Source organism: Pseudonocardia humida, from assembly GCF_023898865.1.
Taxonomy (GTDB): domain Bacteria; phylum Actinomycetota; class Actinomycetes; order Mycobacteriales; family Pseudonocardiaceae; genus Pseudonocardia; species Pseudonocardia humida.
Genome location: NZ_JAGSOV010000023.1, coordinates 183954 through 197587, shown reverse-complemented (window position 1 = coordinate 197587; position 13634 = coordinate 183954). Strand labels below are relative to the sequence as shown.

Sequence of the window (13634 nt, the reverse complement as noted above, 5' to 3'; positions counted from 1 at the left end):
GCACCACCTCCTTCTCCCATCCCCTGCGTCCGCTGCGCGGTCCGCGTCAGCGGCCGACGAACACCGGCACCTCGCGGGCGAGGTTCGCCGCGATGCCGATCGCGCAGTCCTCGGTGGCCCACAGCCGGGCCTGCTCGGACAGCTCCCGCTCGGTCGCCGCGGCGACCTCGTCGGCCAGCCCGGCGCGCAGGGTCTGCTTCATCGACCGCACGGTCAGCGGCGCCGACGCGGCGATCTCGTCGGCGAAGGCCATCGCGGCGGGCAGCGGGTCCGCCCCGTCGGCGAGCCGGTCGGCCAGGCCCAGCGCGACGGCCTGCTCGCCGGTCAGCTTCCGGGCCGTGTAGAGCAGCTCCGCGGCCCGTTGGGCGCCGACCAGCCGGGGCAGCGTCGCGCTGAGCCCGAAGCCCTGGTGGAAGCCCAGCGCGGCGAAGTTGGCGTGGAAGCGGGCGCCCGCCACGGTGACCCGGAAGTCCGCCGCGCAGGCCAGCCCCAGCCCGCCGCCCACCGCGGCGCCGTGCACCGCGGCCACCACCGGCACCCCCACCCGGAACAGCCGCACCGCCTCGCGGTAGAGCAGGCGGGAGCTGTCCACGCGCTCGCCCGGGGCGCCACCGCCGCCGAAGTCCGCTCCGGCGCAGAAGTGCTTGCCCTCGGCGGCGAGCACGGCGGCCCGGCAGTCGCCCGCGTCGAGCCCCTCGAACGCGTCGGCGAGGTCGTGGATGAGCGCGAAGTCGAAGTAGTTGGCCGGCGGCCGGTGGACGGTCACGACCGCGATGTGGCCGCGGCGCTCGACGCTCACGTCGGTCATGGGCCGGTTCCCTCCAGCTGGGCGTCGGGGTCGGTGACGAGGTGGGCCGCTGCCGCCGCGATCTCCGCCGTCACCTCGGCGGTGTGCTCGCCGATCAGCGGCGCCGGCCTGCGCACCGCGGCCGGTGTCGCGGAGAAGTTCGCCATCGCCGGGATGACCCGGTAGCGGCCGGTCACCGGGTGCTCGGCCAGCGGCAGCTCGTCCACCAGGTCCTGCAGGGAGGCGACCCGGGTGGCCGGGATGCCGACCCCGTGGCAGAAGTCCAGCCACTCCTGCGTCGTCCGGGTGGCGCAGACGGCCCGGACGTCGCGGTAGAGCGACTCGGCGTTGGCGATGGTGGCGCGCTGGTCGACGTAGCGGGGGTCGTCCGCGGCGTCCGGGCGCCCGGCGGCGGCGAAGAGCGTCGCGTAGTGGACCGGGCGGTAGGGGAACATGTGCACCAGCCCGTCGCGGGTGGGGTGCGGGCGGCGTTCCGGGGTGAGGATGCGCGGGTAGCCGGCGGCCGGGTGGCCCGGGGCGGTCACCGGCGGCTCCGGGATCGCGCCGCTGCCGTGCTCGGCCAGCATGAACGCCGACATCGCCTGCACCATCGCCACCTCGACGTGCTGGCCCTCGCCGGTGCGCTCGCGGTGCAGCAGCGCGGCGGTCACGGCCTGGGCCATCACCAGCCCGCACACCTTGTCCGCGAAGATCGACGGGAACAGCCCGGCGGTGCCGTAGACCCGGGCGATGATGTCGGAGACCCCGGTCGCGGCCTGGATGATGTCGTCGTAGGCGGGCTCGTGGGCCCGCGAGCCCGCCAGCGGGTAGCCCTGGGCCTGGCAGTAGACGAGGTCGGGCCGGATCGCCCGCAGCGCCGGGTAGTCCAGACCGAGCCGGGCCAGCGCCTGCGGCCGCATGGTGGCCACCACGACGTCGCAGGTGCGGACGATGCCGTGGACGATCGCCACGCCCTCCGGGGTGGTGAGGTCCACGTCCACCGAGCGCTTGTTGCGCAGCATGTTCAGCGCGACGCCGGAGAGCTGCGGGTGCGGCCCCGGGCCCATCACCCGGTTGGTGTCGCCGCCGTCGGCCTCGACCATGATGACGTCCGCGCCCTGGTCGCCCAGGACCTGGGTGGCCAGCGGCCCCATCACCACCCGGCTCAGGTCGAGCACCCGGATCCCGGCGAGCGGCCCGGTCATCGGGGCACCCGGTCGCCCGCCGTGGACAGCATGGTGTCCTCAATACCCGGCACCCCCCGCGCGTGTCTACGTGATCGCCCGGCTCAGCGGGCCCGCGGACCGCGCCGGTGGTGTGCCGTGCGCGCGGACTAGCGCTTCATGATCGGGAGCGGTGCGGCGGCGCGTCGGCGGGGGAGAGGTCCGGCGTCCGCTCGGCCTCGGACAGCAGCTCGGCGTAGCGGCCGAGCATGCGCTCGGCGAGCCCGCGGTAGTACTGCGGCAGGGTGGTGCTGCGCCCCTCGTGGAAGGCCAGGAACCGCGGGTCGGAGCGCAGCATGCCGACGATGCGCTCGAAGCTGCGGACGTCGGCGCGGAAGCTCGCCGTGCGGGCCCGGTGGACGGCGGCGATGGCGCGGTGGGTCGTCGTCCGCAGGCGCCTGCGCAGCATCGCCGGCGACGCGGCGTGCGAGTAGAGGTCGATCAGCCGCTGGTAGTAGCCCACCGGGTCGTAGTTCTTGATCGTGGTCACCAGGTGGGGCGCGTAGTAGAAGCTGAACGGCATGGCGGCCAGGATCCGCCCGTCGGCGGCGAGCCGGTCGTGCAGCGGGGTGCCGCCGAAGGGCACCGGGATGTTGATCGTCGGGAAGGCGAAGGGCGCCTTGTCCATGAACCGCTTGGTCAGCTCGACCGGCGCGTCGCCCTCATCGGTGTCCAACCCGAACATGAAGTTGGCCTGCAGGTACGGCACGTTCTCGGCGAGCTGGGCGAAGTGCTCGGCCACCTTGTCGACCTTGTCCACCCCGCCGGCCCGGCCGACACCGGCCTTGTTCGAGTAGTCGGTCCAGGACTCGACGCCCGGCGCGACCATGGCGCAGTTCGTGTCCTTCAACCGGCGTGGGCGCTCGCCGCGCAGCACCGTCAGCGAGCTCTCGATGATGTAGGGCGGGCGGCGTCCGCGCGGTTGTCCCTCCAGCGTCTGGAAGACCTCGTCGAACTTCACCGCGAAGTTCGCGTCGTGGAACACGACCAGCGTGCCCGGGAGGTGGTCGCAGAGGTAATCGAGGTCGCTCCTGAGCCGGTCGGCGGGCAGCTGGCGGTAGGTGCTGTTCCAGTCGATGCAGAAATCGCACTTGTACGGGCACCCGGTGCTGGCGAGCATCGGCACCGCGGTCAGCGGGAATCGCCTGCGCCGCCAGAAGAACGCCGAGGCGCGGATCTCGGGCATCCGCTCCTCGACCGTCGGCACGTCGTCGAACGGCTGGGCCGAGGAGATCACCGCACCAGGATCGTGCTGCCCGGTGACGACGTCCTCGATCAGCTCCGGATCGCACTCCCGCACGACCAGGTCGAAGAACCGCAGGCAGTCGACCGGGAACGCCCTGGCGTGCGGTCCGCCGATCACCGTGCGGGCACCGGCCGCGCGGTAGATCTTCGCCACGGCGTAGGCGAGGTGGCTGACCTGGGTGTAGCAGGAGATGAACACGACGTCGAGGTCCGCGGGCAGCATGCGGTGCAGCCGGCCGACGCCGTAGTAGGTGGCGTAGAACGTCTCGTGGCCCCGGCGCCGGCACCACACCGAGACGGCCTGCGGGGTGATGCTGGCGTACTGCTTGGTGATCAGCGTCTGGTAGCCGAGGTCCACCGGTCGGCGCGCCGGCGGCCCCAGCAGGTCGAGGATCCCCACTCGCACCCCGCGGCCCCCCGAGGTAGGCGTCCGGGCCCGACCCGGAAGCGGTTGGCGACAGCCGTCCGGCCTGACCCGTGCCTGCCACCGACGTTCTTCGGGCGCGAGAGCGACCCGGCGGAACGCACTCTACTCCGGCGCCGCCGACTGTCGATGGCGGAAACGGCGGAACTGATTCCGCAGGATCGGATCACCGAACTGGTCCGGTCCCCGACCTTTCATGACCGGAATGGCGGATCGGGTGGGGAGGCGGCGTGCAGCACCCGCAGCTGCAGCATCGCGGCGAAGCGCTGGTCGGGGTCGTCCAGGTCGATGCCGCCGACCTCGACGACCCGGCGCAGGCGGTAGCGGAAGGTGTTCTGGTGCACGAATGCGGCGTCGGCGGCCGCGACGACGTCGCCGAACGCGTCCAGCCAGGCGCGCAGGGTCTCGACCAGGTTGCCGCGGTGGTGGCGGTCGTAGTCGATCAGCCGGGCGAGTGCCCCGGTCGGCGCGTCGCCGCGGGCGGCGGCGAGGTCGCGCATCTCCAGGATCAGCGCCTCGCCCTGCAGCTCGTCGAGCCGCCCGAGCCGGCGCCCGGGCCGGCCCTCGCGCAGCACCCGCAGGACCCTGTCCACGCAGGACCGGCTGTGGGCCAGCCCGGACAGGTCGGGCGCGACCGGGCCCACCGCGGCGATCGCGGGCAACCGGTCGCCGACCCGGTCCAGGAAGTCCTGCAGGGTGCGCAGGGCGCCGGTGTCGGCCTTCGCGGCGGTGCCGGTCACGGGCAGCAGGCCGTAGGTGGCGGTGCCGATCGCGGCCACCGCGGAGCGGGGGTGGACCGCGGACAGGTGCATGGCGAAGGCGTCGGCGAGGCGCTGGCGGTCCTGGGTGGTGGCCGCGTCCGTCCCGTCGGCACCGGTCGGGCCGGTCGCGCCGGTGTCGCCGTCGGGTCGCGGGCCGCGGTCGTCGAGGGCCACCCCCAGCACCAGCAGCGGGCGGCCCGCGAGGCCGAGGCGCCCGAGCGCCTCACCCGCGCCCGCCCCGCCCTCCAGCGCCGAGCTGAGCAGGTCGGAGCGCAGCCGCCGCTGCACATCGGCGCCGGCCCGGACCCGCAGCAGGTGCAGCGCGACGAGCTTGGCCGCGTCGCGCAGCGCCTCGGTGCGCTCCCGGCTCATCGGCCCGGGCACCGCCGCCCAGATCGAGCCGAGCACCTCGTCGCCCGCCCGCACGGCGATCGCCACGCGCGGCAGGGAGAGCCTGCCCTCCGCGTCGGGGACGGGGTCGATGGACACCGGCCGGTCGCCGCGCAGCAGCTCCCGGAACACCCCGCGCTCCCGCAGGATCCGCGACACCCGCTCGGGCACCTGCCGACCCAGGATCGTCTCGACCCTGGCCGGATCCGCCTCGTCCTGGCGCCCGGAGAACGCGAGCACCCGGGAGCTGCGGTCCTCGATGGTGACCGGGGCGTCGAGCAGCGCGGCGATCGCGTTGGCCACGGCGAACAGGTCGCCCGACGGCAGGCCGCCGAGCGACTCCGGCTCGGCCACCCCGATGTCGCCCTCGGCCAGCAGCGAGCGCAGCATCTCCCCGAGGTGGCCCCACGGCGCCCCGCGGCTCAGCCCGATCACCGCGACGCCCGTCGCGTCGGCGGCCGTGCGCACCTGCGCGGTCAGCGGGACCGGGGCCCGCAGCACCAGCGCGGCCGCGCCCTCGGTGCCCAACCGGCGCAGCAGCGCCACGACCTGGTCGGGGGCCTCCACGCCGACGCCGAGGACGAGCGCGCGGGGCGGGAGCACCGGCCGGTCGAGCGGGTCGTGGATGACGACGCCGCCGATGTCCGCGTGCCGGTCGGGGTCGCCGTGCGCGAGGTCGAGCAGGGTGCTGCCCAGGTCGTCGAGGATCCGCCCCAGGCTGGTGCGGGGGCGCGCGCTGCCGGCGTGCTGCACGCCGTCACCGTAGGGGCCGGCCGCGTCCACGCAGGCGTCCACGGGCGCGTCCCGGCCGGGCCCGGCGCCCCTCAGCCCGTGATCCACTCGGTGGCCGTGGTGACCTCGGCCAGCCGGTCGGGCAGCGGCGCCACCCCGAGCCCGGCGCCGGTGGGCACGTCGAGGTGGCCGTCGTCGAGCACGAACGGCTCGGTGATGTCGGTGGCGTAGTACCGCCCCGAGGCCGACGTGTCGCCGGGCAGCGTGAACCCGGGCAGCGCGGCGAGGGCGACGTTGGCGGCCCGACCGAGCCCGGTCTCCAGCATCCCGCCGCACCACACCGGCACGCCGTGCGCGGCGCAGACGTCGTGGATGCGCCGGGCCTCCAGGTACCCGCCGACCCGTCCGGGCTTGATGTTGACGACCCGGCAGGCGCCCAGCCGGATCGCGGCCGCGGCGTCGCGGGCCGAGCCGATCGACTCGTCCAGGCAGATGGGCGTGCGGAGGGCGCGGGCCAGCTCCGCGTGGCCGAGCACGTCCTCCTCGTCGAGGGGCTGCTCGATGAGCAGCAGCTCGAAGGGGTCCAGCCGGGCCAGGTGCCGGGCGTCGGCCGGGGTGTAGGCGGTGTTCGCGTCCACCTGCAGCGCCACCTCGTCGCCGAAGCGCTCGCGGACGGCGCGGACCGGGGCGACGTCCCAGCCGGGCTCGATCTTGAGCTTGATCCGGGCGTAGCCCTCGGCCAGGTAGCCCTCGACCGCGTCGAGGAGCTCGGGGATGCCGTCCATGATCCCGACCGAGACGCCGCAGGGAACCCGCCCGCGCACGGCGCCCAGCTCGCGGGCGAAGGAGCGGCCCCCGGCGCGCAGCTCGGCGTCGAGCACGGCCGTCTCCAGCGCCGCCTTGGCCATCCGGTGGCCCTTGACCGGGGCGAGCACGCCGGCGACCGCGGGCGCCGGCACCGGGCCGGCGCGCAGCAGCGCCGGGACGAGGTGGCGGCGCAGCACGTCCGCGGCCGCGTCGACGTACTCGCTGGAGTAGAGCGGGCTGGTCATCGCCACGCACTCGCCCCAGCCCTCGGCGGCGTCGGTCACGACCCGCACGAGCAGGACCTCGCGGACCGTCTGGGTGCCGAAGGAGGTCCGGAACGGCGCGACCAGCGGCAGCGAGACGCGCCGCAGCTCGACGCCGGGCCCGGTCACCGGTGGCCCCGCACGACGTAGCCGCCTGCGCGGTCGAAGCCGTCGATCCGCCCACCCCTGGCGACCAGGCCGGTGAGCGCCTCGCGCACGGCGACCCGCCAGCGCTGGGCCGTCCCCGGGTCGACGAGCCGCAGGCGTCCGACGTCGGGGGGCACGGCCACGAGGGAGGTCGGGCCGTCCAGGCGGCCGGGCAGCGGGCCGCCGTCGTCGTCGTCGACCCCCAGCGCCGCCACGGCTCCGGCCACCGCCGGGGTGCGCCCCGCGGCGCCCCCGGCGCAGGCCAGGACCACGGCCGGGTCGCGCAGCCGCCAGCGCACCAGCAGCCGGTCGGAGTCGGCGTCGCCGTTGATGGCGTCGGCCTGCGGGCCGTAGAAGTCGGGCAGGTACTCGGCCGGGCGCGCGGCCAGCTTCACCAGGTTGAAGTGCGCGTTGCGGGCCACCAGCGGGTCGAAGGTCCAGGCGATCTCGCCGACGCCGCGCGCCATCGCCCACGCCCGCTGGTGCAGCTTGAGAGCGAAGCCGATGCTGCGGTTCGTCGCGGCGGGCGCGACGCCGGCGATGTGGCTGTGCAGCGCGTCCTCGGCCGGGGCGTGGAAGAAGCCCACGCAGGCCCCGACCAGGCGGCCCCCCTCCACCGCCCCGTCGACGGCCCCGGCCACGTAGTTGCCCGCCTTGGCGAACGCGCGCAGGAGCTCGACGGTCACCGGGGGGTTCGCCGAGCGGCCCCAGATGGTGGCGAACAGCTCGACGGTGCGGTCGAGGTCGGCGAGGTCGGTCAGCTCGCGCACCGAGACGCCCGCCGCGCGTGCCGCCGCGTCGGCGGCCCGCACGGCCCCGTCCAGGTCGAGCGCGGCGTCGACGGTCCGGCTCGGGCCCGCCATCAGCGCGTCCTCGGCGTCGCCCGCACCCCGAAGTGCAGGTAGCGCTCACCGGTGGGCAGCTCGTAGAAGGTGACCGGCGCCCAGGTCTGCGCCTGCGCCGGCCGGACCGCGAACAGCGCCGGACCCACCGGGACCAGCGGGTGCTCCTCGACCGGATCGGGCACCACCTCGGCGATGGGACCGGTGATGGTCGTGCGCATCAGCGGCCCGTCCGGGCCGTTCTCGACCTCGATCCGCACCCCGGCCCGCTCGTAGACGCCCACGTGGGGCTCGACGTCGACGGGCACGGGCTCGTCGGGCGGGGCGAACGGCGCCGGCATCGCGACCCCGACGACCTCGGCGAAGACCTCCCGGAAGAGGTCCTGGTAGAGGTCGCGGCCGTGGCCGCCGTTGGTGAGCAGCGCGACGGCCAGGCCCTGCTCGGGCAGCACCCGCAGGAAGGCCTGCTGCCCGAGCGTGGTGCCGTCGTGGCCGATGAGCCGGTGCCCGTCCCAGCCGAACCGGATCCAGCCCAGCCCCCACGAGTCGCCCAGGACGTGCTTGTCGGGCAGGTCCGCGTGGTGCGCGGCCATGTCGGCGACGTGGTCGGCGGACAGCAGCCGGGTGCCGTCGGCGGCGAGGCCGCCGGTCAGGTGCAGCCGGGCGAAGGCCAGCACGTCGGCGGCCGTGGCGGTGATCAGCCCGGCCGGGCCGAGCGCGCGAGGCAGCGACCAGACCGGGGCCGGCACCGGTACGCCGTCGCGCTCGTCGTGGCCGACGGCGTCGGCGAACCGCAGCGCCTCCTCGGGCAGCGTCACCGTGCTCCCCAGCCCGAGCGGGGTGAACAGCCGCTCCCGCATCGCCCGGTCCCAGCTCTGCCCGGTGACCTCCTCGATCATCCGGCCGAGCAGCACGTACCCTGCGTTGCAGTACGACCAGGTCGCGCCGACCGGGTGGTTCTGCGTGGAGTCGGCGAGCAGGTCGACGTAGCGGCGCAGGCAGTCGTCGCCGCGACCGGTGTCGGTGAACAGGTCGCCGTCGATGCCGCTGGTGTGGGTGAGCAGCCGGCGGGTGGTGACCGCCTTGGTGGCGTCGGGGTCGGCCAGGCGCAGCTCGGGCAGCACCTCGACGACGGGGGCGTCCAGCCCGAGCAGGCCCTCCTCGACCAGCATCATCACCACGGTCGCCGTCCAGACCTTGGTGATCGATCCGATCTGGAACAGCGCGGCGGGGGTGACCGACGCCCGGGTGTCGACGTTCAGGACGCCGTGCGCGGTCTCGACGAGCTCGTCGTCCGCGCCGTCGGTCCCCAGGCGCAGGAACGCCAGCTGGGCGCCGGGCACGCCGTGCTCCTCGGCGAGGCGGGCAAGCCTGCGCTGCCAGTGGGCGCCGTCGATGCGGGGCCGCCCGGCCCGCGCGGTGTGCTGCTCCAGCCAGTCGAGGACCCGGTGGTTGACGTCGATCCGCTGGGAGGGCCGCCCGGTCAGCACGAACGCGTGCGATGCGCCCGGGTAGAGCACCAGCCGGGTCGGCACGCCCTGCTCGCGCAGCGCGGTGTGCCACTGCTGGGCCTGGCCGACCGGGCACCGCACGTCGGCGGCGCCGTGGAAGACCAGGGTCGGCGTCCGGACGTCGGCCACGCGGGTCAGCGGCGACATGGCGGCGTAGCGCTCGGGTTCCCGCCACGGGGTGCCGCCGAGCTCGTAGGCGCTGAGCAGGTGGCAGTCGTCGCTGGTGCCGCCCATGCTGACCAGGTCGCTGACCGACCCGCCCGCGACGGCGGCGGCGAAGCGGCGGTCGTGCCCGGTCAGCCAGCAGGTCATGAAGCCGCCGTAGCTGTAGCCGGCGACCGCGAGCCGGTCCGGGTCGGCGAACCCCTCGGCGACCAGCTCGTCGAGCGGTTCGAGGAAGTCGGCGGCGTCGGCGACGCCCCACGCGCCGCGGACGTCGTCGTAGAACGCCTCGCCGTAGCCGTCGCTGCCCCGCGGGTTGACCAGCAGCACCGCCCACCCCCGGGCGACCAGCTCCTGGTGGTAGAGGTGGACCTCGTCGGCGGCGGCGTTCCAGGCGTTGTGCGGCCCGCCGTGGATGTCGAGCAGGACCGGGCGCGGACCGGTCCGCGCGGGGTCGTGCATCAGCCAGGCCTGCACCCGGGTGCCGTCGGAGATCGTGAACCAGCGCTCCGCGCGGGGATGCACCACGCGGTCGGCCAGGTCAGCGCCATGCCCGGTCAGCACGGTGGACTCGCCCGTCGCCGGGTCGACGAGCGCGACCTCGCCGAACGACTCCGCCGTGGTGAGCACGACGGCGGCCCGGCCGGCCGCGACCGACAGGTCCGAGACCACCAGCCCCGGGCCGCCCAGGACGGCGCGGGCGTCGCCGCCGTCGGTCGCGACCGACCGGAGGTGGGTGCAACCCCGCTCGCGCAGGCAGAACCACACGCGCCCACCGGCCTCGTGCGGCAGCCCGCCCGGGTAGCCGACGTCGCCGGGCATGACGTTGCGGTCGAGGGAGCCCGACAGGTCGAGGGCGTCGCCACTGCCGCCGTCCCCACCGACCCCGACGCGGAACAGCCGGGCGTGGCCGACCGGGTCGCCCGCCCAGCCCGTGACCAGCAGCGCCGAGCCGCCCGGCGCCCATCCCACGGTGGCGGCCACGCCTCCGGTGAGCGCGACGGCGCGCGGTCGGGCGTGCGGCTCGTCGACCGCCAGGAGGTGCACCGGGGTGCGGTGGTGCAGGTCGCTGTCGGCGCCGGCCGGGCGGGTGAAGGCGAGGGTCGTGCCGTCGGGCGACCAGGCGGGCGCGCCTGCGTCGTGCGCCCCGTCGGTGAGCACCCGGACCGCGCGGCTCGCGACGTCGAGCACGTGCACCTGGTGGCGGACCGCGCCGCGCATCCCGGCGCCGTCGACCTGGTAGTCGAGCCCGTCGGTGACCATCGGGCCGGCCGCGCCCCCGCCCGGGTCGACGGGCGCGGCGAACGCCAGCCGGCGACCGTCCGGGCTCCACCGCGGCGCGCCCGCGCCCAGCGGCAGGTCGGTCAGCCGCTCCGGCTCGCCGCCGCCCGCGTCGAGCAGCGCCACCTGCCCGCCGCGCAGGAACGCGAGCATGCTGCCGTCCGGGGACCAGGCCGGGGCGGTGTCCTCGGGTCCGGCGGTGAGCCGGCGCGGTGCGCCACCGTCCACCGCGACCAGCCACAGCTGCTCGACGGTGCGGTCGCGGGCGGCGTCGAGGGTCCGCAGCACGTAGGCGACCCGCGTCCCGTCCGGCGATACGGCCGGCCCGGACGGGACGGCCAGCTCGGTCAGGTCCTCGATCTGCATCGGGCGGCTCATGGCCTGCTCCTCCGCGCGGTGCCGCCGGGAACGGCGGCGAGCAGCTCGCGCGTGTAGTCGTGGCGGGGTTCGGTGAGCACGTGGGCGGTCGGTCCCTGCTCGACGACCCGCCCGCCGCGCAGGACCGCGACGTGCGAGGCGACGTAGCGGACGACCGCCAGGTTGTGCGAGATGAACAGGATCGACAGGCCCAGCTCGCGGCGCAGCTCGCGGACCAGGTTGAGCACGGCCCCCTGCACCGAGACGTCCAGCGCCGAGGTGATCTCGTCGGCGATGACGGCGCGGGGGCGGGCGGCCAGCGCGCGGGCCAGCGCGACGCGCTGGCGCTGGCCGCCCGACAGCCGCGACGGCAGGGCCGCGGCGCGGGCCGGGTCGAGGTGCACCAGCTCGAGCAGCCGCTCGACCTCGGCCCGCCGCTCGGCGCGCGAGCTCCCGCGGGGCATCGCCTCGGCCACGCTGTCCCCGACCGTCCGGCGCGGGTCGAGCGAGGAGTAGGGGTCCTGGAAGACCATCTGCAGCGGGCGGTGCCGCCCGCGCAGCGGGACCGGCTCGCCGCCCAGGGTGATCCGCCCGCCGCTGACCGGGGCCAGCCCGACGGCCGCCCTGGCCAGCGTGGACTTGCCCGATCCCGACTCGCCGACCAGCCCGACGATCTTGCCGGCCGGGACCCGCAGGCTCACCCCGTCCACGGCGGTGGTGCGGCCGTAGCGGACCGTCACGTCCTCGAAGCGCAGCTCGGTCACGGCGACTGCACCAGGTCGGCCCGGACGACCCGGGAGGGCGGGAGCGGTTCGCCCGCGTGCCAGCAGGCCACCCGGCGCCCGGGGGCGTGCGGGTCGGCCCGCAGCGGCGGGTCCTCGCCCCGGCAGCGGGCGTCGGCCAGCGGGCACCGCGCCGCGTACGCGCAGCCGGCGGGCACGTCGGCCGGGTCGACCGGGCGGCCCGGGATCGTGGCGAGCGGCTCGTCCAGGTCGGTGTCCATGTCGGGTACCGCATCGACCAGCGCTCGGGTGTAGGGGTGGCGGGCGCCGGCCAGCTCGGCGGCCGGCAGGTCCTCGACGATCCGCCCGGCGTACATCACCAGCACCCGGTCGCAGACCTCGCCGACCACCGCCACGTCGTGGCTGATCAGCAGCAGCGCGACCGCGTCGCTCGCCCGCACGTCCGAGAGCAGGTCGAGGACCTGGCGCTGCACGGTGACGTCGAGCGCGGTGGTCGGCTCGTCGGCCACGATCAGCGCCGGGGTGCCCATCAACCCCATGCCGATCATCGCGCGCTGGCGCATGCCGCCGGAGAACTCGTGCGGGTACTGCCGGGCGCGCTCGCCCGGGTCCGGGATGCGGACCGCGTCGAGCCGGTCCACCGCGCGGGCCGCGGCCCGGCCGCGGGTCATGCCCTGGTGGTGGGTGGCGACCTCGGCCAGCTGGGCGCCGATCCGGTGGGCCGGGTTCAGCGAGGTCATCGGGTCCTGGAACACCACGGCCAGCGCGGTGCCGAGCATCCGGCGGTCGGCCGTGGTCTGCGCCGCGCGCAGGTCGGTGCCGAGCAGGTGCAGCCGGGTGGCCTCGACCCGGGCGTCGTCGTCGACGAGGCGGGTGACGGCCAGCGCGGTCAGCGACTTGCCGCAGCCCGACTCGCCGACGATGCCGACCGCCTCGCCGCGGCGGACGTCGAAGCTCACCCCCCGCACCGGGCGCACCGGACCGGACGGCCCGGGGAAGCTCACCGCGAGGTCGCGGACGCCGAGCACGACGTCGTCCGCGGGTTCCCCGACCTCGGCCGGAGCGGGATCGGGCGCGGTCGCCGGCGCGGCCGCGCCGCCCGGCACCACCCAGCGGCCGGCCGCCGCGACGCCCAGCCCCTCGATGCCCAGCCCCTTCGCGACCGACTCGCCGACCAGGTTGAACGCCAGGCCGGCGAGCAGCACGGCCGCGCCCGGGGCGAGTGCCGCGGCGGGGTTCAGGTAGAGGGCGGCGGCGCCGTCGTAGAGCAGCCTGCCCCAGTCGAAGGAGGGCGACTGGACGCCGAGGCCCAGGAACGACAGGCCGGCGAAGGACAGCAGCGCGCTGCCCGCGCCGATGGTGGCGTTCACGACCAGCGGCTCGGCGATGTTCGGCAGCACGTGGCGGACCAGGATCCGGGCGCGGCCGACCCCGGCCACCCGCGCGGCGGCCACGAAGTCCCGCGCGGCGACGCCGCTGACCAGCGTGTGCACCAGGCGGGCGAACGCCGGGGCGCCGGCCAGCCCGATGGCCAGCACCGCGCCGGTCTCCCCGACGCCGAACACCACCGCGAAGAACAGCGCCAGCAGCAGGCCGGGGAAGGCCACGGCGGTGTTGACCGCGGCCGACACCAGCCGCCCCGCGCGCCTGCCGAGCAGGAAGGGCGCGGTCCCGAGCAGGAGCCCGACGACCACCGCGATCGCCACGGCCAGCAGCGCGAGCACGACCGAGAGCCGCGAGGCGACGAGCACGCGCGCGAGGATGTCGCGGCCCAGGTTGTCGGTGCCCGCCCAGTGCGCGGCCGACGGCCCGGCCAGGATGTTCCCGGTGTCGACGGCCTCGGCGGCATCGCCCCAGAGCACCGGTCCGAGCGCGGCCAGCGCCGCCACGGCGACCAGGAGGGCGGTGGCGACGAGGCCCAGCGGGGAGCGGGCGACCCGCGACCAGCGGTGCGGCACG

The 13634-nt window shown here is 76.0% G+C and carries 9 protein-coding genes; all 9 read right to left on the bottom strand.

What is annotated here, in order from left to right; genetic code table 11:
• Positions 1-46: 46 nt before the first annotated feature.
• Positions 47-808, bottom strand: a complete 762-nt coding sequence (locus KDL28_RS11560) for an enoyl-CoA hydratase/isomerase family protein (RefSeq protein WP_252437626.1) — start codon at positions 806-808, stop codon at positions 47-49.
• A complete protein-coding gene (locus KDL28_RS11555) occupies positions 805-1992 on the bottom strand; it encodes a CaiB/BaiF CoA transferase family protein (RefSeq protein WP_252437624.1) in 1188 nt (395 codons plus the stop codon). Before KDL28_RS11555 ends, KDL28_RS11560 begins: the two co-directional genes overlap by 4 nt.
• Before the next feature lie 136 nt (positions 1993-2128).
• The gene (locus tag KDL28_RS11550; RefSeq protein WP_252437622.1) at positions 2129-3661 is read right to left on the bottom strand and encodes a B12-binding domain-containing radical SAM protein; all 1533 of its coding nucleotides are present in this window, start codon (positions 3659-3661) and stop codon (positions 2129-2131) included.
• 212 nt (positions 3662-3873) lie between these two features.
• A complete protein-coding gene (locus KDL28_RS11545; RefSeq protein ID WP_252437620.1) occupies positions 3874-5583 on the bottom strand; it encodes a PucR family transcriptional regulator in 1710 nt (569 codons plus the stop codon).
• Between the two features lie 71 nt (positions 5584-5654).
• The gene (gene menC, locus KDL28_RS11540; RefSeq protein ID WP_252437618.1) at positions 5655-6761 is read right to left on the bottom strand and encodes an o-succinylbenzoate synthase; all 1107 of its coding nucleotides are present in this window, start codon (positions 6759-6761) and stop codon (positions 5655-5657) included.
• Positions 6758-7642 (bottom strand): GNAT family N-acetyltransferase, encoded by an 885-nt coding sequence (locus KDL28_RS11535; protein ID WP_252437616.1) that lies wholly within the window; start codon positions 7640-7642, stop codon positions 6758-6760. The genes menC and KDL28_RS11535 overlap by 4 nt, the downstream gene beginning before the upstream one ends.
• Positions 7642-10953 (bottom strand): serine hydrolase, encoded by a 3312-nt coding sequence (locus KDL28_RS11530; protein WP_252437614.1) that lies wholly within the window; start codon positions 10951-10953, stop codon positions 7642-7644. The genes KDL28_RS11535 and KDL28_RS11530 overlap by 1 nt, the downstream gene beginning before the upstream one ends.
• Positions 10950-11696, bottom strand: a complete 747-nt coding sequence (locus KDL28_RS11525; protein ID WP_372496947.1) for an ABC transporter ATP-binding protein — start codon at positions 11694-11696, stop codon at positions 10950-10952. The genes KDL28_RS11530 and KDL28_RS11525 overlap by 4 nt, the downstream gene beginning before the upstream one ends.
• A complete protein-coding gene (locus KDL28_RS11520; RefSeq protein ID WP_252437612.1) occupies positions 11693-13633 on the bottom strand; it encodes a dipeptide/oligopeptide/nickel ABC transporter permease/ATP-binding protein in 1941 nt (646 codons plus the stop codon). Before KDL28_RS11520 ends, KDL28_RS11525 begins: the two co-directional genes overlap by 4 nt.
• Position 13634 lies beyond the last annotated feature (1 nt).

Coding starts and splice junctions, on each gene's coding strand:
- KDL28_RS11555 (WP_252437624.1), bottom strand. CDS start 1,992: ATGACCGGGCCGCTCGCCGGGATCCGGGTGCTCGACCTGAGCCGGGTG.
- KDL28_RS11560 (WP_252437626.1), bottom strand. CDS start 808: ATGACCGACGTGAGCGTCGAGCGCCGCGGCCACATCGCGGTCGTGACC.
- KDL28_RS11530 (WP_252437614.1), bottom strand. CDS start 10,953: ATGAGCCGCCCGATGCAGATCGAGGACCTGACCGAGCTGGCCGTCCCG.
- KDL28_RS11535 (WP_252437616.1), bottom strand. CDS start 7,642: ATGGCGGGCCCGAGCCGGACCGTCGACGCCGCGCTCGACCTGGACGGG.